This window comes from uncultured Caballeronia sp. (assembly GCF_964243625.1).
Lineage (GTDB): Bacteria > Pseudomonadota > Gammaproteobacteria > Burkholderiales > Burkholderiaceae > Caballeronia.
On record NZ_CAXTGZ010000001.1, the window covers coordinates 21,986 to 40,982 of the forward strand.

Annotated in this window: 21 protein-coding genes and 1 pseudogene; 8 read left to right on the plus strand and 14 right to left on the minus strand. The window is 60.5% G+C overall.

From position 1 onward, the window contains the following. Positions 1-85 precede the first annotated feature (85 nt). On the plus strand, positions 86-289 hold the full coding sequence (locus tag ACFFAR_RS00105) for a CsbD family protein (protein ID WP_075357610.1): 204 nt from the start codon (positions 86-88) through the stop codon (positions 287-289). 132 nt (positions 290-421) lie between these two features. Next, positions 422-715: a DUF6723 family protein gene (locus ACFFAR_RS00110; protein WP_375507367.1), complete on the plus strand. Its 294-nt coding sequence runs from the start codon at positions 422-424 to the stop codon at positions 713-715. A 47-nt stretch (positions 716-762) separates the two neighbouring features. On the opposite strand, the gene ACFFAR_RS00115 is transcribed toward ACFFAR_RS00110, so the two are convergent. From ACFFAR_RS00115 to ACFFAR_RS00125, 3 genes are all read right to left on the minus strand, one after another. Then, entirely contained in the window at positions 763-1,800 is a 1,038-nt protein-coding gene (locus ACFFAR_RS00115) for a helix-turn-helix domain-containing protein (RefSeq protein WP_174362281.1), read from the minus strand. Positions 1,801-1,896: 96 nt separating this feature from the next. After that, a complete protein-coding gene (locus tag ACFFAR_RS00120; RefSeq protein WP_174362280.1) occupies positions 1,897-2,460 on the minus strand; it encodes an isochorismatase family protein in 564 nt (187 codons plus the stop codon). A 225-nt stretch (positions 2,461-2,685) separates the two neighbouring features. Then, positions 2,686-3,078 (minus strand): hypothetical protein, encoded by a 393-nt coding sequence (locus ACFFAR_RS00125; protein WP_174362279.1) that lies wholly within the window; start codon positions 3,076-3,078, stop codon positions 2,686-2,688. Between the two features lie 171 nt (positions 3,079-3,249). On the opposite strand from ACFFAR_RS00125, the gene ACFFAR_RS00130 reads away from it, so the two are divergent. Further along, complete coding sequence (locus tag ACFFAR_RS00130; RefSeq protein ID WP_375507368.1) at positions 3,250-4,314, plus strand: diguanylate cyclase domain-containing protein; 1,065 nt, start codon at positions 3,250-3,252, stop codon at positions 4,312-4,314. 34 nt (positions 4,315-4,348) lie between these two features. On the opposite strand, the gene ACFFAR_RS00135 is transcribed toward ACFFAR_RS00130, so the two are convergent. The 10 genes and pseudogenes from ACFFAR_RS00135 to ACFFAR_RS00180 form a co-directional block, all read right to left on the minus strand. Then, a complete protein-coding gene (locus tag ACFFAR_RS00135) occupies positions 4,349-5,596 on the minus strand; it encodes an MFS transporter (RefSeq protein WP_174362277.1) in 1,248 nt (415 codons plus the stop codon). Positions 5,597-5,977: 381 nt separating this feature from the next. Then, on the minus strand, positions 5,978-6,481 hold the full coding sequence (locus ACFFAR_RS00140; protein WP_174362276.1) for an Mpo1-like protein: 504 nt from the start codon (positions 6,479-6,481) through the stop codon (positions 5,978-5,980). 40 nt (positions 6,482-6,521) lie between these two features. Continuing rightward, positions 6,522-7,637: a GntR family transcriptional regulator gene (locus ACFFAR_RS00145; protein WP_174362275.1), complete on the minus strand. Its 1,116-nt coding sequence runs from the start codon at positions 7,635-7,637 to the stop codon at positions 6,522-6,524. 33 nt (positions 7,638-7,670) lie between these two features. Continuing rightward, positions 7,671-8,849, minus strand: coding sequence for a PotD/PotF family extracellular solute-binding protein (locus ACFFAR_RS00150; protein ID WP_375507372.1), 1,179 nt, complete (start codon positions 8,847-8,849; stop codon positions 7,671-7,673). Between the two features lie 47 nt (positions 8,850-8,896). After that, positions 8,897-9,967: a GTP-binding protein gene (locus tag ACFFAR_RS00155; RefSeq protein ID WP_174362274.1), complete on the minus strand. Its 1,071-nt coding sequence runs from the start codon at positions 9,965-9,967 to the stop codon at positions 8,897-8,899. Continuing rightward, on the minus strand, positions 9,964-10,272 hold the full coding sequence (locus ACFFAR_RS00160) for a hypothetical protein (protein WP_174362273.1): 309 nt from the start codon (positions 10,270-10,272) through the stop codon (positions 9,964-9,966). Before ACFFAR_RS00160 ends, ACFFAR_RS00155 begins: the two co-directional genes overlap by 4 nt. A gap of 29 nt (positions 10,273-10,301) precedes the next feature. Next, entirely contained in the window at positions 10,302-11,060 is a 759-nt protein-coding gene (locus tag ACFFAR_RS00165) for an SDR family NAD(P)-dependent oxidoreductase (RefSeq protein ID WP_174362272.1), read from the minus strand. A gap of 11 nt (positions 11,061-11,071) precedes the next feature. Further along, a pseudogene (locus tag ACFFAR_RS00170) lies at positions 11,072-11,863 on the minus strand (SDR family NAD(P)-dependent oxidoreductase). Next, on the minus strand, positions 11,860-13,200 hold the full coding sequence (locus ACFFAR_RS00175) for an MFS transporter (protein WP_075357617.1): 1,341 nt from the start codon (positions 13,198-13,200) through the stop codon (positions 11,860-11,862). Before ACFFAR_RS00175 ends, ACFFAR_RS00170 begins: the two are co-directional and overlap by 4 nt. A 29-nt stretch (positions 13,201-13,229) precedes the next feature. Continuing rightward, entirely contained in the window at positions 13,230-14,114 is an 885-nt protein-coding gene (locus tag ACFFAR_RS00180) for a polysaccharide deacetylase (protein ID WP_062001952.1), read from the minus strand. Positions 14,115-14,435: 321 nt separating this feature from the next. Here ACFFAR_RS00180 and ACFFAR_RS00185 point away from each other — a divergent pair, with 321 nt between their 5' ends. The 4 genes from ACFFAR_RS00185 to ACFFAR_RS00200 all read left to right on the plus strand — a co-directional run bounded on the left by ACFFAR_RS00185 (position 14,436) and on the right by ACFFAR_RS00200 (position 17,669). Beyond that, a complete protein-coding gene (locus ACFFAR_RS00185; protein ID WP_174362271.1) occupies positions 14,436-15,476 on the plus strand; it encodes a helix-turn-helix domain-containing protein in 1,041 nt (346 codons plus the stop codon). 149 nt (positions 15,477-15,625) lie between these two features. After that, positions 15,626-16,216: an SEL1-like repeat protein gene (locus tag ACFFAR_RS00190; protein ID WP_174365489.1), complete on the plus strand. Its 591-nt coding sequence runs from the start codon at positions 15,626-15,628 to the stop codon at positions 16,214-16,216. A 164-nt stretch (positions 16,217-16,380) separates the two neighbouring features. After that, a complete protein-coding gene (locus tag ACFFAR_RS00195; RefSeq protein ID WP_375507373.1) occupies positions 16,381-17,124 on the plus strand; it encodes a hypothetical protein in 744 nt (247 codons plus the stop codon). A 56-nt stretch (positions 17,125-17,180) separates the two neighbouring features. Next, a complete protein-coding gene (locus tag ACFFAR_RS00200; protein ID WP_174365487.1) occupies positions 17,181-17,669 on the plus strand; it encodes a hypothetical protein in 489 nt (162 codons plus the stop codon). A gap of 58 nt (positions 17,670-17,727) precedes the next feature. Here the strand turns inward: ACFFAR_RS00200 and ACFFAR_RS00205 are convergent, their stop codons facing one another. Then, positions 17,728-18,045, minus strand: coding sequence for an ArsR/SmtB family transcription factor (locus tag ACFFAR_RS00205; RefSeq protein ID WP_375507369.1), 318 nt, complete (start codon positions 18,043-18,045; stop codon positions 17,728-17,730). 87 nt (positions 18,046-18,132) lie between these two features. Here ACFFAR_RS00205 and ACFFAR_RS00210 point away from each other — a divergent pair. Continuing rightward, positions 18,133-18,997, plus strand: an 865-nt coding sequence (locus tag ACFFAR_RS00210) for an NADH:flavin oxidoreductase/NADH oxidase (protein ID WP_375507370.1), incomplete at its 3' end; no start/stop codon positions are given.

The following is an 18,997-nucleotide window of genomic DNA, read 5'->3' on the forward strand; positions in this document are numbered from 1 at the left end:
GGCTTGGGACAAGCAGCAATTTAACAACGCAACCAGGTATCAAGCGGTTCGATATGCGGTTTGCAATTGACCATCGGAGATGGAAATGGACAGAGATAAGGTCGAGGGTGTAAAGGAGCAGCTCAAAGGAGTTGCTGATTTCACGGTAGGCAAGCTCACTGGCAACGAAGATCTCGAACTCAAAGGACAAGTCGAGATCACGAACGGCTCAAATAAAAAAGATCTGGCGGACTTCAAAGACAACGTAAGCAAAGGCGCTGTCGATCCGGACAATCCGTCAAATGACTAAAACAAAACGCGTTGCGACCTGCAGCGACTTTTTGCCATCAAGCCGGAATGCCCCCGTCAAGCTTGAAGCATGACGGGCATTTCATCACATCAACAACGCTGCACCTTTCAGTTCGATCGCCGGAGGAATCCCATGCGACAAGCTGGAATAAAACCCAAGTTATTGTTTTCCCGCAACGACGCCGTCAGTACCGCACGTCAAGCCAGGAGCCATGACGACTTTGCAATCTATGCCACTTATCGATTGATGCATGGCCGCTTCGTGGGTTCGCTCAAGGTTGTCAGGAAGAACGATAGCCGCCTCCTTTTTCCTTTTGAAGGCGCCCCCACAATTGGTCCCTTCGACGACAAGGAGCAAGCGCTTCGCGCAGCGACGGCGCTCGGCATGCAGATCGTTGAAGCTGACATCGCAAATCCGGAGACGTAAGTTCCGCTGCACCGCGATCTGACTGCCATCTGCCATGTCTCGCCCGATCACGAAACCTCTGCGCTTGCACGACGGCTGTTCGACGGCGTTGCCTCGTCGTACTTGCGCCAGATACGTCGCATGTGCCGTGCAGACCCGAAACCAGCACGCTCGGCCACCGCCTCCATGTCGAGCGAAGATTGGGCGATCAATTCGCGTGCGAGCGCTACACGCAGGCCGTGAATGTAGTCTACAGGGCTCATTCCGGCATATTCATGGAATAGACGCGCCAAGTGCCGCGTGCTACTGCAAGCAATGCTCGCCATCTGCGCTACATTCCAGTCGCGCGCCGGGTCGCCCGCAATTGCATCTTGTACCCGATGCAGCGCAGGATGCAGATGGTTGCGGCCGGTGATCCATGGCGACAACTGAGGATCGGTGCCGGTACGGCGCATGTAGACCACCATGTCACGCGCGACTGCGCACGCTGCGCGCGGGCCTGCGAGTTCAGCGAGCATTTGGAGCATCAGGTCGATCCCGGCCGTGATGCCGGCACTGGTGCTGATCAAACCGTCCGATACATAAAGCCGGTTCTCCAGAACTTTCGCAGTGGGTGCAATGGCTTGCAACGCGTCACACAACGCATGATGAGTGGTGCACTGCCGCCCATTCAGCAGTCCCGCACGCGCGGCAATCAAAGCCCCCGAACACACGCACATCACGCGGTTCTTGATGGGCGCGACGACGTGGGTCAGCCAGTCCGTGACCGCGTCGGACGCCGCGTCGAATTTTCGCCGCCTGATGGTATCGATGGACGAACTCACTCCGACGATCACAACGATCGCGTCTGCGGGAAGCGATTCGGGCAACGGCTTGATACCCTCAAGCGTCAAGCCGATCGAAGTTTGCACGCAAGCAACCGGGCCGACGTAGCTCAGTTGGAAGCGGCGGAAGGGGCCACCCGCTTCCTCTGCATTGAGTTGCGATGCGAGCCTCAACACTTCCGCAGGACCCGCGAGATCGAGCATCAGCACATTGGGCAGCAGCACGAACAACACCGGAATTGTGCGGTCCTCCGCGTGACCGGTACGAGTTCTCAGCTTCATTGGACCGCTTTCCTTTCGTTGCGACAACTTCTGCATCGGTCGTACCGGTTTCAGTGATTCACATCGTGTATGCAATGAGCGCTCGCGTCTTCGAAACTACGCGACCAAGGGTCGAGGCAACGCCTCGAGTGCTTCTCCAACAGTCGCAATACGAGCGAAGCGTCCCTCGAGCACGAGTTCAGTGCGCTCGCGGATGTCTTGTGGAGTGTACGTCCGCCCGCTACGAGGATGGGTCATTGCAAAGGTCAGCGTCGCTTCGCTAACGAAGTCGACTTTAAAGCCGCTGTCGGATGCGTGGCGCGAGGTCGTTTCGCAGCATTGCTCCGTTCTGATCCCGCTGACGATCAATCGTCCGATTCCCTGTGCGATCAGCCAGGACGCGAGCGCAGTGCCCGCAAGCGCGCTGTGGCGATGCTTGTGGAATGTCGCGGCGGGTGAGATCGACAGCTCCTCCAGCGTCCTGACATGGCCGGACGCAAGTGAAAACGCCCCCTGCTCCTCGACATGGAATATACGGACCACCGGTACGCCGTGCGCAACGCAGCCGTCAATCAACGCCTGCTGCCGGTCGATGTATGAAGACAGGTCCGTTTCGGACCAATAGAGAGTATGTCGGAATGATTCCTGTGCATCGATGACGATGAGTGCAGTGGTGATCATGGGCTTTCGTTCTACCTCTTGGTTCGTTGCAGGATGACTCTCATGCTAAAACGAAGGAGGCGTTCACGCGAGGCCTGAAGCAGACGAGTACAGGACGTTTTCGGACAGTCCCGATGCTGTCAGCCGAACTTCGGGTCTGTAAATGCGGAGCCTCTCGCGAGCGGTTCGAAGCGTGCCGTGGACGGTAGCGAATCTTCCGCCGGACGATACTCCGATCTGGACCTTCTAAAGGGGAACGTCCTGAATGAGTGCGGAACGCACTGCACGGATCCGGCGATCGACAAAATAACCGCCGCCTTCCGTGTATCGAAGATAAAGCCGGCTGCATTGCGTGCACTGCCATACGGTGCAGCGGTTGTAGGGAAAATATCGCGGTGCGATAGGTGCTTCTGATGACCAGTAATCGACGCCTTGGGGCAGGTATTCCTGATAGCTCGGCTCAGGGTCGCCGGCTACGCAAAGCGTGCCCGCTTCCTGAAGCCGATCCTCGTCGAGGGAAACCGGCTGCGAGTTCCAGCCGTCAAGCGGCGTTCGCGTGCAATTGCATGGCGCTGCGGCTTGCGACTCCGCGGCCAATGCGATCGTTAGAAGAGCTGGAGCGTCGAGATAGTCTGACATGTGCGTTTGGCATGCGTGCGTGAAGAAGGTCGCACGATGATACAAGAACGCCTGTGCGCATCACTTGTGGAACGCTTCAAAACAAAATCTTTACTGACAGGCGTCCGCTGCCGTTAACATCATCAGGCACTCCCGCAACCGCAAAGCCACAAAATCAAAAACCGCCGCCAAATGACCGACCAAGACAGTCCCGACAGCAAGCAAGACAATCCAGGCAACCTGAAGGCCGCCTTCCTGTCGCACGGCGCGTCCCCGGCTGCGCCCAGCCGCGTTTTCGGAGACGACGACAGCGCCGTCTACCGGACCTTGCTCGAATCCACCAAAGCGATCCCGTGGAAAATCCACTGGGCCACCATGGAATTTGCCTACATCGGCCCGCAGATCGAAGGACTGTTAGGCTGGCCGCCGTCGAGCTGGAAAAACGTCAACGACTGGGCGGAACGCATGCATCCAGACGATCGCGAATCGGTCGTGGACTTCTGCGTCGCGCAATCGAAGGCCGGCTCCGATCATGAAGCCGATTACCGGGCGCTTACACGCGACGGCGGTTATGTCTGGCTGCGCGACGTCGTGCACGTGGTGCGCAATGTGAATGGCGAAGTCGATTCCCTCGTCGGCTTCATGTTTGATATCAGCGAACGCAAACGCAACGAAGAAAAGCTCGCGCAATTGCAAAAAGAACTGGAAAGACTGTCATTCCACGACAGCCTCACCGACACGGGCAATCGCCGCATGTTCGACGGCGTCATGGAGCGCGAATGGGCTGCGGCGAAGGCTTCGGGCACGCCGCTTTCGCTGATCATGGCCGATATCGATTTCTTCAAGTCATACAACGACTACTACGGGCATCTGCAAGGCGACGAATGCCTCAAGCTCGTCGCACGCGTACTGGGCGAAGCGGCCGGCCCGGACGCTTTCCTTGCGCGATTCGGCGGCGAGGAATTCATCCTGGTCCTAGCCAATATGCCCGCCGAAAACGCCGTGAGGATCGCCGAACGCTGCCGCGCGCTGATCTCGGACGAGGCGATTGCGCACGTGCGCTCACCCCATAACCAGCGTGTGACAGCGAGCTTTGGTGTGGGCACGATCGTCCCGACTGACCGAATGGATGCAACGGCGTTCATCAATCTTGTCGATGCCCAGTTGTACCAGGCGAAAGACAATGGCCGCAACCGGATTGCCGCGGTGGATCACGCGGGTATCGGCGGCGAAGCGTTCAAGTCGCACTCGCGATAACGCTCGATAACCCGCGACAACGCCAGTCTCTGCTTCACTCAGGCGTCGCGTTGCACGGAACCGGCACCGCCGACGCCGTCTCCTTGCGCGCGCCAATGCTCAACAGCGCCACGAGCCCCAGCAGCGAAAGCGAGCCGCCGAGCAAGAAGTCGGCGGGAATGCCGGCGCGATCGACCACCGTTCCGCCGACCAGCGACCCCGCCGCAATCGCGAGCTGAATGATGCTGACAAAGAGCGCCGAACCTGCTTCCGGTTGATCTGGCGTCGCGCGCTGGATCCAGACGCTGAAGCAAAGCGGAAGCGCGCCGAACGCGATACCCCATGCCAGAACGATCGCGCTTACGCCCAGTTGCCAATGCTGAAATACGGGCATCAGCAACAACGCGGCCGCCAGGATGAAGATCATGGTCGCCGTCGTCATCTTGAGGTTCCTGACCACGGTCGCCGATGCCGCAAAGTTCGACACGAATCCGATCACACCGAAGCCGAGCAATAACCAGGTGATCGTCGATATGTCGAGATGCGCATCGCCAAGCAAAAATGGTGTGACGTATGTAAAGGACGCAAAGTGGCCGGCGAAAACAAGGGCCACCATCAGCAGGCTCTTCCTCGAATGCGATTGCTTAAGCAATTTCGTGAGATCGCTGAAGCGCAGTGCTGTCGATGACGGCAGCGACGGCACCATCAGCAACTGCGCAATGAGGGCCACGGCGACGAGGCCACCGGTTGCCATGAACGATACCCGCCACGACGCAAGCCCCGCAATGAACGTCCCCAGCGGCACGCCAATGACGGTCGCGCAGGTGACGCCGGTGAGTATCGTTGCCATTGCCCTGGCTGCATCGCGGGGTTCGACGAGCCGCCTTGCAGCGGATGTCGCCAGCGTCCAGAAACCGCCCAGCGCGGCGCCGAGCAACGCGCGCCCCAACAGCATCACGCCAAAGTTGGAAGCGAATGCGGATAACAGGTTCGATGCCAGCAACATCGCCGTCAGCAGTAGAAAAACATGCCGTCGATCCATGCGCCCGGCTCCGAGCATCAGCCCGGGCGCCGATATCGCTGCGATGATGCCGGGCGTCGTCACCATCAGGCCCGCGGTACCGGGCAAGACGCCCAGTTCGCGCGATACATAAGGTAGAAGTCCCACCGGCAGGAACTCGGTCGTGACAAATGCAAATGCGCCGAGCGTCACCGCCGCCACCGATAACCACTGGCGCAGCGAGGAAGGAGTGTCGCTTTCGGGCAGGACGTCGCCGATAGAGGATGTGTTTTCCGTCAACATGATTTGGCTTGGAAGAGCGTACAGAAGATGGGTTCGTCAAGCGGTATGCGCATCGCCAACGAAAGCTTGCTGCAACATAACATCGCATTAAACGGCTCGCTGAAACCATCCCCTGCTGACCGTGTGGGTAAGACTTTGCTTGCTTGCGAATGGCCGTGAGACACCTGTTCAATGGCGTACTTCAGAGCGAAAAAAAACCGGAGTCGGCCAGTTTGTCTCCCGAGGATCGAGGACAAGGACGGCACAAGCCTGGATGGCGGCACGAGTTTTGGCTCTACGTTCCGGCAAACACGACCGTGTGACGAGATTCGAGAATGACCGCGCAATGCGCGCATTGAAGGGACGTTGCAGTGCTCTTGCGTCTATACGACCCGGTAGCGCTCAATCGCGCTCATCTGCCCTGATCGCACGATGCAAGGCGGGACGCCAGCCAAACCGGAACAGCGCTTCGACCAGCACGAACAAAGGCCCGATCATCAGGCCGATGACATCGTCCACGAAAGCCGGCTTGCGATGCTCATACGCCATATGTCCCACGAACTGCAGCACCCATCCAGTCAGGAAGAGCCCTGCCCCCGTGACCAGCCAGACAACCGTGGACTGTGCGGCGAGCCATTGCCCGACGGCCAGGCACAGCACGGAAACGATCGCCATGATGATGCCAAGCTGGACATCGAGGACAAGATAGTAGAGCGTCGCCGCGAGGAACAAGGCGCACGCCGGCGAAAGCGCAAACGGCAGCTCGGCGGTCATCCACACGGGCCGGCTGAGAAGCACCGCGAGCGCAAGTACGATCATGGGAATGCCTACGAAATGCGTGGCGACGTTACGACGGTCGCGATGATAGGCCGCGTATTGAGTGAGTTGCTCCGTCAGCGTTTTCAAGGGCGTCTCCCGGTTGAACGGCGTTTCATGGCCACGCGCGCTAAACGATCCGCTGCATATACAAAGGCAGGTCGGGTTCGGGCAGCACCGCTAGCACCTTGAGCCGCTGCAAGGTCCGCTTCTGCGCCGCATGCAGGTGCAGCAGGAGCGCCCGCGCGGCGGTATCGATATCTGCGTCTCGCAGCGCGAATAAAACCGCGCGATGCTCGATCAGCGTAGCAAGTTCCGGATGGAGATTGAACGCGTTGAAAAACGCATGATTCACCGTGAGCGGCATCAGCGCCCGGTCGATAGTGACCAGCAGCTTCTTGTTGGGCGCATGCTGCAAAAAGTCCACGTGCAAGGTGGTTTCGAGTTGCTGAAGGCCATCGGCATCGATCGAATCAGGATCGAGGATCGCCCGTTCAATTTCATCACACGCAGCGTCGATCGTCTCGCGTGAAAGCTTCGCATAGCCGGCGCGCAACGCCGCGGGTTCGAGCAATACACGCAGCTCGTAATCCTGAGACACCGCCCGCGCGGTCAGCGGGCCGGCAAGCCAGTGAGAGTACGCGGATTTCTCCACGAGACCAAAATCGCGCAGCCGGCTCAGTGCTTCGCGTACGGCGCCACGGCTGACGCCGAACACCTCGGCAGCAAGGCTTTCATCGATCCGATAATGCCCGAATGCAACCGCAATCGAAACGGCCGCTTCCAGCGCGTGATAGATCCGCTCGCTGTTGGACGGCAGTTCGAGCGGCGCCTGTGCCTCCTCGAAACCGAGCGCGGCTTCCGAAAGCGGTGCCCGGACGGGATCGGGGATGCGGCCATCGGGATGCGCAACGAGGTAACCGCGCCCTTCAAAGGTATGCAGCAAACCTCCGGCGTGCAGCATCTCGAACGCCTTGCGCACAGGCACGCGGCTCGTGCCGAAAATACGCGCGACAGGTCCTTCGAGGAGCACGAGCCCGGGCGCGATACGGCCAAGCGCAATCGCGCTCTTCAACTGGTCGTGGATCAGCCGGTAGCGCAGCCGCGTGTCGGTGTCGCCCGATGTTTCCTGCGCAGGATCGGACGCAGACCCAGACGCAGACCCTGCCATCGAGTCTGGCGCGCGGATGTCGGATTTTTCAGTGCGGCCCGGCTGCTTGAGCGCGCCGCGTGCGCTTCTTGTCATCGTTGGATCATGGTTGCTGCCGGCGTTGTTCCATCAGGCGCGCATGAAATCGTTCCAGCGTCGCACCAGGTAATTATGCTCGTCCATCACGGAATCCCACACGGCGATACGGCCCATGCGCGCCATGTAATTGCCGCCGTCGCGCTGCTGGCCGGCGGCCACCAGATGCCGGCTGACCGGCCCGGGAAGTTCGGCCGCCGCGGGCTTGCCATCGTACCAGTAAGCCCATTCTGCGTCGTCAAGATGCTCGCGTGAACGTTCGGGGTTCGAGATGTAGAAACCTTGCCGCGCCATGGTCGCGCCGGCCCAGCCGTCGAGCCACCAGTTGAGGTACTCATAAGCGGCGTCCAGCACCCGGCCGCGCGCGAGACGCGAAAGCGCCATGCCGCCGAACCACGCACGATACCCCTCCTGCGGACTCGCCAGCCGGAAGCGCAGCCCCGCGCGCTCGAGTTCCACGGTCGCCGGCGACCAGATACTCTGGATCGCGACCTTGTTCGCAATCATCAGTTGCGCGGCCTCGGCGAAGGTGGACCAGAAGCCCGCGAAATGCCCGCGCTGCTTGAAACCGATCAGCGTATCGATCAACGCGTCGATCTCCTCGATGCTCAGGTTGCCGATATCGGCGAACTTCATCAGCCCTGCAGCTTCAACGGCCAGGGCGGCATCGATGGCGCCGATCGCCGCGTCCGCCTGCAGCGCGACCCGGCCGCTCAGTTCGGGCGCGAGCAGCCACGCCCAGCTTTCCGGCGTGCCTTGCAGCGCGGGCGGCAATGCGTCTTCCAGATAAACGAAACTGTCGGCGTTATGCGTGAGCGGCAACATGCTGATGCGCTCCGTGGGCGTGCGCGCGAGCGAGTTATCGGGCTGCACGTAAAGGCGGTCGACGGGCACGCTGCCCGCGTTGGTACACGCGTGATTGGCGAGCTGGCCAGTTCGCGGCAGGGAATTGATCTCGTCCCAGCGGCGGATACGCGAGACATCGATGGGCTGCAGCGCACGCGCCGGCCACAGGCAGTCGATGCTGTGAAACCACTGGTCGTAGACCTCGTAGCGATCGGGATGCATGACGCCCGCGCGCTGGACCGCAAAACCATCGTCGACGATAAACCGCAACTTGATGCCAAGCTCCTGCTCGGCCTGCTTGCGGATATGTTCCTGCAACGTGACGGTAGTGCCGAGCACGCGCAATTCGACTTTCCCCGGATGAATCGCGGCCGAGGCGGGAGAACTGGACTTGGGCGACGCTGGCTTCGCTTTCAATGAACGGCTTCTTCCAGATGGTGTTGGAACCGCGCATACGACGCTTCTATTGCGTCGCGGCCGAGACCTTCGGTGATGAACACGAGCCGGGAACAGCGCCGCGGACCCTCGCCCGCCGGCGGCCATGCATCCAGGTGCAGCACGGGATGAACGAGATGCTGCACCGCATGCAGCACGGCCGGACGGTCCGAGTCTGCAATGCAGAGCAGCCCCTTCACACGCAAAATCTTATCACCGTGACGGTTGAGAAGCATCGTGAACCAGAGGGTGAAGACCTGCCAGTCGAGAGGTATATCGACCTGCATGCAGAAGGATTGAATGGTCGATGCCTGCTCGCCGCGATGCGCAAGCGCTCCGCCTTTCGCAGCAGCGCGACGCTGGACGCCGCCAATCCGCCTGATCAGATCAATGGAACTCGCCGATGCAAACAGCATGTCAAGGAGCGCCCGCCCGTCATGGCCATCCACGCCTTGTGCGGTCGCTGCATCGCCGCGGATCAGCACGTCCGCGGCCGGATTGAGCGCCGTGAGCATGCGGGCCAGTTCCGTGAGCCGGAGTTCATCGACGAGATCCGGTTTGCTGATGAGCAAACGGTCGGCCGCCGTCACTTGCGCGAGCCATTCAGGATACCGTGCGTGCTGCTCGTGCGCGTTCACTGCATCGACCACGGTGATCGTCGCGTTGAGCGCATAGTGGCTGCGGATCACCGGATCGGCGAGCAAGGTTGCGATGATCGGCGCAGGCGTCGCCAGTCCCGTTGTCTCCAGCACCACGCGAGAGAACGGCGGCACGTCGCCACGCGCGCGCTGTGAAAAAAGCGTGGCGAGCGCGTCTTTCAACTCGCCGCGAATGGAGCAGCAGACGCAACCGTTATCGAGCAGGACGGTGCGTGCATCGACTTCACCTATCAGCAGATGGTCCAGGCCGACATCGCCGAACTCGTTGACGAGGACCGCCGTGTCACGCGCGGCGTCGCCTTGCAGGACATCGGCGAGCAAGGTCGATTTTCCGCTGCCGAGAAAGCCCGTCACGAGCGTGAGCGGCAGGATGTCGTAAGCGAGGCTCATGGGGCGGCCTTATCGTTACCGATGTCGGTGAAGAGCGTCAGTGGATCGAGCGGCTGCCCGAGCATGCGCTCGGCGACTCGCCACACTTGCGAGAAATCACTGACCAGTTCGCTCGCGCCCGTGGGCGACGACAACAGGAACGACTGCCCGTGAAAGTCATCGAGTTTCAGCCGCAACGGCACCAGCACGCGATTGGCGAGCGCGGCCTGGATAAGGCGCTGGCGCCGCGGGTTCGCGCCTGCCGCCGGCGCGGTCGTGTTCGACCAATGGTTACCGCCGCCAAGCAGTCCGCACATGCCGCACATGCTTTTTCCTCCTGAAGATCAGGGATGCATCACGGCATGACATCGCCGGAATTCGGTCCAAGCGTCTGGCCCGCGAAAATATTGCCGCCGGGATCGGACGCCAGCAGCAAAGCCGTCGGCGCAACCTCATCAGCAAGACCGAAACGGCGCAACGGCAATTCCGCGGACTTGGCTTTTTTCCACGCTTCGCTAATGCCATCCACGAGCGGCGTCTCGATCGGTCCCGGCGCGATTGCGTTGACGAGCACGTTGTCGGGCGCCACTTCCAGCGCGAGCGATATCGTAAAGCCGATCACGCCCGCCTTCGCCGCCGAGTAATGGCACAGCTCCGCGCCGCCCTTGATGCCGAGCTGCGACGCAATGTTGATCACGCGGCCCCAGCGTTGCGCGGTCATGAACGGCAGCGCGCGCCGCGTACACAAGAATACGCTGCGCAAGTCGACGCGCATCATGTCGTCCCACATCTCGGTCGTGAGGTCCGTGCAGCGCGCCTGGGTGAGCATGCCGGCGTTGTTCACGAGGATATCGATGCCGCCGAACGCTTCAATACATGTATCGATAATGCGGTTCGCCTCCGCTTCAACGCCCACGTCGGCCTGCACCGTTTCCACGGTTGCACCGGCCGCGCGACATAGATCGGCCTGAATGGCAAGGCGTGCCGCGTCGCGATCGGCAAGCAGCAAACGCGCCCCCGCCGATGCATACAGCTTTGCAATCGCCGCGCCAATGCCGCTCGCCGCGCCCGTGACGACCGCGCGGCGGCCATCGAGTGAAAACAAAGTGGTCATTCGAATTCTCCCTAGCCCGGCCAGCGCACGGTGAGGCCGCCGTCGGCGATGATCGACTGGCCCGTGATATAGGACGCGTCATCGCTTGTCAGGAAGCGGATCAGCGCCGCGATCTCGGAGGGCCGCCCGACACGTTTTAACGGAATCGTGCGCGCCGCCTCGCGCAGGCCATCGGGACCGAGCGAGTTGACGGCATCGAGCGATTGGGGCGTTTCGACCAGCCCGGGAATCACGGCGTTGCAGCGCACACCGCGCGGAGCCAGCTCCATTGCGACCGCCCGGCACAGACCCGGCACGCCTGCTTTCGCAGCAGAATAATGCGCATGTTGTTCCCAACCGTACACACCCCCGGCAATGGATGAAACCGCGACCATCGAACCATGATCCTCGATATGACGCGCCGCCGCGCGGAAGGTCCGCATCACGCCGCTCAGGTCGACGTCGAGCATCTCGAACCACTGGTTGTCGCTCATCTCGGTGAGCGCCGCCTGGCGCAGCAAGCCCGCGTTGGCGACCGCCTAGTCAAGCCTGCCGAAACGCTCTACGGCGAGCGTGGCGAAGGCCTCGACTTCGTCAGCCGACGTCACGTTGACCGGCTGCATCACGCACTCGCCGCCCGCCTCGCGCACCGCTTGTTCCGTCTGCGAAGGATCGTGCGGATCGCCGGGAAAATAACCGCCGACAACTGCCACGCCAGCCTTTGCGTAAGCGACGGCAAGCGCGTGGCCAATCCCGCTTGCCGCACCGGTCACGATCGCGACCCGCCGCACTCCTTTGTTCTGTACCCCTTGTTCCGCGCTCATTTGACTTCCTCGGGATTGACGTGTTTTGCAAAGAAGATCAGCACGCCGGACAGGAAGCACGGCACGGCGCCGAACCAGATCGCAGCGTGCATCCAGTCGCCGCCGTGGTTGAGCATCGCGGTGACGCCGACGCCCGCGAGAATCGCGCCGATTGGACCCATGGCGTGGACGATCGAGCTGCCCGTGCCGCGAATGGACGTCGGATAACTTTCTCCGATAAAAAACAGCGCCGCCGAATACGGCCCGATCAGGAAGAAGAGCCCGAGGCTATACAACGCGACCACCACGCCTGTGCTGCTTGGCCCGAGCAGCATGCCGGCGAATGCGAGCCCGCCGAGCATCCAGCCGATTGCGAGCGTATTGCGGCGGCCGATCTTGTCGCCGATCCAGCCGTGGCTCAGATACCCGCAGTAGCCGATCACGTTCGACAGCACGAGGATCAAGAGCGAGTTCTCGAACGACACGTTGTGCACGCGCGTGAGCACGGTGGTGCCGAGCACGCTGAAGACCTGGATGGCGGACCAGTTCAGCAGGATCCCGCCGCCCAGCACGAGCGTCGCGCGCAGCGACGTACCGCGAAACGCTTCACGCAGCCCGGCGCGGCTGTGCTGCTCGTAGTCCACGCTATGTTCGCCGGCGAGCGCCCGTGCGCCGTGGTCATCGCCTGATTCGCGCAAAGTCTTGATGCGCTTGTGCAGCAGGAACTGCGGGCTCTCCTTGAGGCGGCGCGTCATGAAGAAGATCACGATGGCAGGAAACGTCGCGAAGATGAAGCAGCCCTGCCAGCCGATGCGCGGCAACAGCACGGCCGTCAGTCCCGACGCAATCAGTGCGCCGATCGGCCAGCCGCCTTGCACGAGGCTATAAATAAAGCCCTTGTTGCGGTTCAGGCGCGGATCGTTGGCGGCCGAATACAGCTCGTTGAGGTAAGTCGCGTTCACGGTTTCCTCGGCGTAGCCCAGGCCCGATAGCGAGCGGATCAGCACGAGCGGCCATTGTCCGAGCGCTCCGCCGACAACCGTCAGGCCAGAACACAGGGCCGCGCCCGCCACCGTCCAGAGCAGTCCCGCCTTACGCCCGGCACGGTCGAGCACCGGTCCGATCGCAAACGCGATCACTGCCGTGCCGATGGCAACCAGCGTCGCGATCTCAGCTTGCATCGCGGCATCCCAGCCATAGTGCTTGCCGATCTCCGGCAACAGCGTGCCAAACAAGATGAAGTCGTAGACAGCGAACACCCAGGCGAAAAACGCGACGATGGTGGCGCGTTTGACATCGACCGGCAGGATCTTTTCCAGCTTGAATCCGGACGCAGCGAGCGGATTTTCTTTCATCATGGCTCTCTTCGAAGAGTGGGTGCAGCGGATTATTTGCCGCGCGGGAAGCGGGCCAGGAAGTCGTCGGCGATTTCGTCGCAGGTGCAGAACCGCACCCCTTCGTGACCACGGAAGTATTCGATCAGCCGCTCGAGCATCAGGAGCACTTGCGGGCGGCCGGAAACGTCGGGGTGAATGGTGATCGGGAACACGGCATAGTCGTCATGCTCGCGATACACCCAGTCGAACTGATCACGCCACATCTGCTCGATGTCACGCGGGTTCACGAAGCCGTGGCTGTTGGGCGACTTCTTGATGAACATCATTGGCGGCAGGTCATCGAGATACCAGTTCGCCGGAATCTCGACCAGATCGGTTTCCTGACCGCGTACGAGCGGCTTCATCCACGCGCTCGGATGCTTGCTGTAGTCGATCTTGGTCCACGTATCGCCCACGCGCACGTAGTACGGGTGGAAGTCGTTGTGCATCAGGCTGTGGTCGTACTTGATGCCCTTCTTGACCAGCAACTCGTTCGATACCGGGCTGAACTCCCACCACGGCGCCACGTATCCGGTCGGGCGACGGCCGGACAACTGCGTCACCAGTTCAATGCTGCGATCGAGCACGGCCTCTTCCTGTTCCGGTGTCATCGCGATCGGGTTCTCGTGGCTGTAGCCGTGAATGCCGATCTCGTGTCCGGCGTCCGCGACGGCTTTCATCTGCTCCGGGAATGTTTCGATGGAATGACCTGGAATGAACCACGTTGTCCTGATCTTTTCGCGCTCGAAGAGCTTGAGCAGGCGCATCGATCCGACTTCGCCCGCGAACAGGCCCCGGGAAATATCGTCGGGTGAATCCTCGCCGCTGTATGAACCGAGCCATCCGGCAACAGCGTCCACGTCAATACCAAATGCCACCAGGATTTCCTTGGCCATCGTCTTGCTCCTTCGTTTGAATGGGGTGCGGTGTAACGCAAGTGCTATGGCGGTAACGACGGGCGACAGCGCATCGCCCGGGACTAAATGTACGTCGTCAACAACATTCATTTTTATTAGATGAGCACAAAAACACGCCGGATAGAGGGAGTTTACCCTTGTCTGCTTTTGATTTCGCCAACGTTCCGCGCTCAACGAAAGCTGCGCGGTCTGCACAAACGCTGTAAGAAACGGATAATGCGTCTCGTAATGGCTTATTCAGATTCGTTCACATGGTATTCATCACTTCCCTTCGTGCAGGCATGACTTCGGAGTTCAAATTTGAATCCTTATCTTTTCCATTTCTCGACAGACGCCTATTCCGAGGACCAGCGGTTCGACGTATGGCGGGACGAAGTCAATGCGATATTCGACGTAGGCATCGAAAAACCGGCTTCCCAGCGTTTTAACTACAATTTGTCGACCGGTTACGTCGGTTCGCTGTTAATGGGATGCGGCACGTGGGCAGGTGAGGATGATCCGGTTGCGTATAGCGTCAAACGTCCATCGCAAATGATTCGACGGGATGGACTGGATCACTTCTACCTTTGTCTCGGCATTACACATTCATTGTCGGGATATGCCGCCCGGGCGACGATCAATGCAGAGCCGTCGAAGATTTATATCCTCGATCTCGCGCGGGAACTCGATTCGGAGATCATTGCCGGCGACACGATCATATTGACGATCGCACGCGATCTTCTTGATCCGCGCATCAAGTCGGCGAACCTGCACGGAACCGTACTGGAAGGCGCGCTCAGCACGCTGCTCGGCGATCACATGCATGCGCTGCGCAGGCAGTTGCCCAACCTGGCGCCAGCGGAAATGCCTTATGTGGAACAAGCGACGCTCGCCATGGTTTCGGCCGCCCTTGCGCCATGTATCGCAACATTGGCCGACGCGGAAAACGAGATCAATCAAACTGTCTTTAACCGGGTGCGCCGGTTTATCGATGCAAACCTAAAATCGGCCGATCTCACACCCTCATTGATTTGCCGCGATGTCGGCATTTCCCGCGCACAGCTTTATCGGTTGTTTAGTCGTGAATCGGGCGTTGTTTCGTACATTCAACAACGTCGGCTCGACAAAATCCGCCAGATACTCGAAAGCCCGGCTGGTGCGGGTTATCGGATTTCCACCCTTGCTTTCGGATACGGCTTTAAAAGTGAATCGCACTTCAGCCGGACATTTCGCCAGGCATTCGGCTATTCGCCCCGTGAGGCGCGCGACCGGGGATCTTCGTTTGAGAAATCAGCTTCTAGTCCCACCGATACAGCCCAATACGCTGGCTCTTTAAAAGAGGTACTCGGAAAGCTTGATTGATTCGCCGCTTTTGAGACGCTCAGGCAGGTTTTGGAGACTGTGAGGCAAATTGGATCGCCGCCTCGCTGTTACCATTTTCTCGCCTTATTCGTCAGGCTTTATTCGTCAGGCTAAAGTGTTTCAATAAACAAAGCGCATCGGGGATCAAGATGAAGTCTCGCTGGCTGGCGCTGTGCGCCGCCCTGGCGCTGGCAGCCTGCGCCCAAAATCCGTCACACAGCAATCAAGTCCGGATTTGCGACGACCAGGGTTGCAGCAACCGCTCAAAAAGTCAGGTGTCGTTCGAGGCATCAGGAAACGGCAATGACGCGGACACCGATGGCCGCATCACCGCGCTTGAGTCGGCGGCGCAAAAAGAGCCTCGCGCGGCCTACGACCTGGGGCTTCGGTATTTCCGCGGCGACGGTGTGCGTCAGGATAGTTATCAAGCGCTCGTGTGGATGCGAAAGGCCGCTGAAAGCGGCGATCTCGAAGCGCAAAAAGCGCTGGGAAATTTCTATTTGTTCGCCCTCGAAGAGATGGGATCAGATCCCCGCGAGGCCGAGAAATGGCTGCTGATTGCATCGGGGCGAGGCGATGCTGAGTCGCGCAAACTTCTTGAGCAAGCGAGAGCTGCAAAGAAGTCAGAGGAGACCTACTACAAATGGCAAACCGAATGGCGAGCAGTCTATTACGGCTATTGGTCTTCGGGCTATCCGTACTACGGTCGCTGGCAGCAGCGTAGCTGGTACGGATACTAAGCATTCCTTTTTAGACGGCTGGTTGCGGCTTCTCGCGAAGCCGGGCGAGTCGCATGCCGATCACTCACAACGCAGCTAATAAAATGACTCTCAGTTCAGAATTTCCCGGCGTGAAGAAAGTACTTGCGGTCCTCCTGACGGTATCGCTAAGCGCTTGCGGCGGCATGGTATCCACGGGCGGTCAGAGCGCGGGTGTCTCGGGCGCAGCGGGTGGCGCGACGAGCGCCGGCGCCGATGAAACGCTCGAACGTTGCACTGCGCCCCTCGGCACGATCGCGGTCGATGACGGCCGCAACGCCGACTGGTTCGGCGCGTTCGGCAGCGCCACGCAAGTGACGTCGATCGACCCGTTGCTGCGGCTCGCGGTACAGCAGTCGAACTGCTTTGTGATCACGTCCATCGGCAACCAGAAATCCGATGCGCGCATTTCGCGCATCACGTCGCTGCAGCGCAACTCGGGGGAATATCGGGCCGGGTCGAAACAGCAGAAAGGACAGCGCGTTGCAGCGGACTACTACATGGAACCGCAGATCGTCATCAACGACTCGGCCATTGGCGGCGTCACCGGCGTGCTCGGTGGCCTGGTCGGGAACGCTGCGATTGCCAGGCTGGCCGGCGGCATGCAGAGCCGCGCGTCCGTCGTGACCCTGACGCTGTTCGACGTACGCTCGGCGGTCCAGATTTCGGCCGCCGAAGGTAACGCGACGGCGACCAACTATGGCGCGGCGTTGTCGGGACTGGGCGGCGCTGCGGGCGGTCTGGGCGGCTTTTCGAAGACGCCGGAAGGCAAGGCGACGGTGGCGGCGTTTATCGATGCCTACAACAAGATGGTCGTCGCCCTGCGCAGCTACAAGGCGCAGGACGTTCAAGGTGGACTGGGCCGCGGTGGTCAATTGAAGGTCAACTGAAGATCAACTGAATTGCCGGAGACGGCCATGCCGGCATGCCTGAGAGGAGCGTTGTGATGAAAAGCCGTATCAAACGGTGGTTGAAGCTTGCGAGCGTCATTGTGTTCCCTGCAGTGGCGCTCGCAACCTCCCTTCCCGCCCGCGCACTCACGCCCGCGGATCAGAAAGAGGTTCAAAACTTCACGCTCACTGACGACTTCCTCAAGCGCTTCGAAGCAGCCGCCGCTGAAGGCGGCGCGCGGGCCGAAGAAAATGATCCGAAAAAGGCCGCGGCAATGCTGTCGTCGATCGATGCAATGAGCGCGTCGATTGCAAAGACGCCCGCGAGCAAGGCCGCGCTCGAGAGACACGGCCTGACGCCGCGTCAGGCCGCTGTCGGCGCGATCGTCCTGATGCGCGTGCAGATGACAGACGAAATGCTCGCCGATCCAAAGCAGGCGAAATACGTCGATAAAGCCAAGATCCCCAGCGCCGCGAACATGGCGTTCTACCACGAGCACAAGGCCGAAATCGTAAAGGCATTTCAGCGTGGTAAGGATGACTGATCATATTTTCCGATACTGCGCTCCCTTGCGCAGCATGGTCTGAACCTGCGCAACGCCCTTAGACCATTTCCTCCACCAGCAGGTGTTCCAGGATGGCCTTCATGAGGCCAGGGAACCGGCTTTCCAGTTCATCGAGCCGCAACGTATTCTGGTGAACCGTGCCAGCCACGCGCGTCTGCACGAGACCCGCGTCGCGCAAGATCCTGAAGTGATGCGACATGCTCGACTTCGGGCGGCCGCCGTCCAGTTCGCCGCACGTGGCCTCGGTGACGCGCGCCAGATGCCGCACGATGTCCAGACGCACCGGGTCACTGAGAGCATTGAAAATCCGCTCGAGGGCGAAGTCCTTGGGGGCGGGATGGTTATAGTTGCGCATAAAGCAAATGGTAAAGGATTCTGCGATACTCCGGTTATTCGATTTTTATCGAACTATCGAAACAGCGCATTTTTTGGAGCCTCGCAGATGCCGACATTGTTTGAGCCGTTCAAGCTGAAAGACGTTTCCCTTCGCAACCGAATCGCCGTTCCGCCAATGTGCCAGTACATGGCCGACGACGGGCTGATCAACGACTGGCATCGCGTGCATCTGGCTGCGCTTGCGCGTGGGGGCGCCGGGCTCGTGATCGTGGAAGCGACGGCGGTGTCGCCGGAAGGCCGCATTACGCCGGGCTGCACGGGACTTTGGAACGACGAACAGGCGCAAGCTTTCGTGCCGGTGGTGGCGTCCATTAAGGCGGCAGGCGCCGTGCCCGGCATCCAGATCGGTCACGCGGGCCGCAAGGCGAGCGCCAACCGTCCGTGGGAAGGCGACGACCATATCGCGGAAAGCGATCCACGCGGCTGGGCGACCATCGCGCCGTCGGCGGTTGCGTTTGGCGGCGGCTTGTCCAAGGTGCCGACAGCCATGACGCTCGACGATATTGCGCGCGTGCGCCAGGATTTCGTGGCCGCTGCAAAGCGCGCTCGTGATGCAGGCTTTGAGTGGCTGGAACTGCACTTCGCGCACGGCTATCTGGGCCAGAGTTTCTTCTCGACGCATTCGAACCAGCGCGATGACACTTACGGCGGCAGCCTTGAAAACCGCAGCCGCTTCCTGCTGGAAACGCTTGCCGCGGTGCGCGAAGTGTGGCCCGAGCATCTGCCGCTGACGGCGCGTTTCGGCGTGATCGAATACGACGGACGTGATGAAAAGACGCTTGCAGAGTCCATCGAACTGGCCCGCAATTTCAAGCGTGGTGGTCTGGATTTGCTCAGCGTCAGCGTCGGGTTCTCGACGCCGACCGCGAACATTCCGTGGGCGCCGGCGTTCCTTGCGCCTGTCGCCGAGC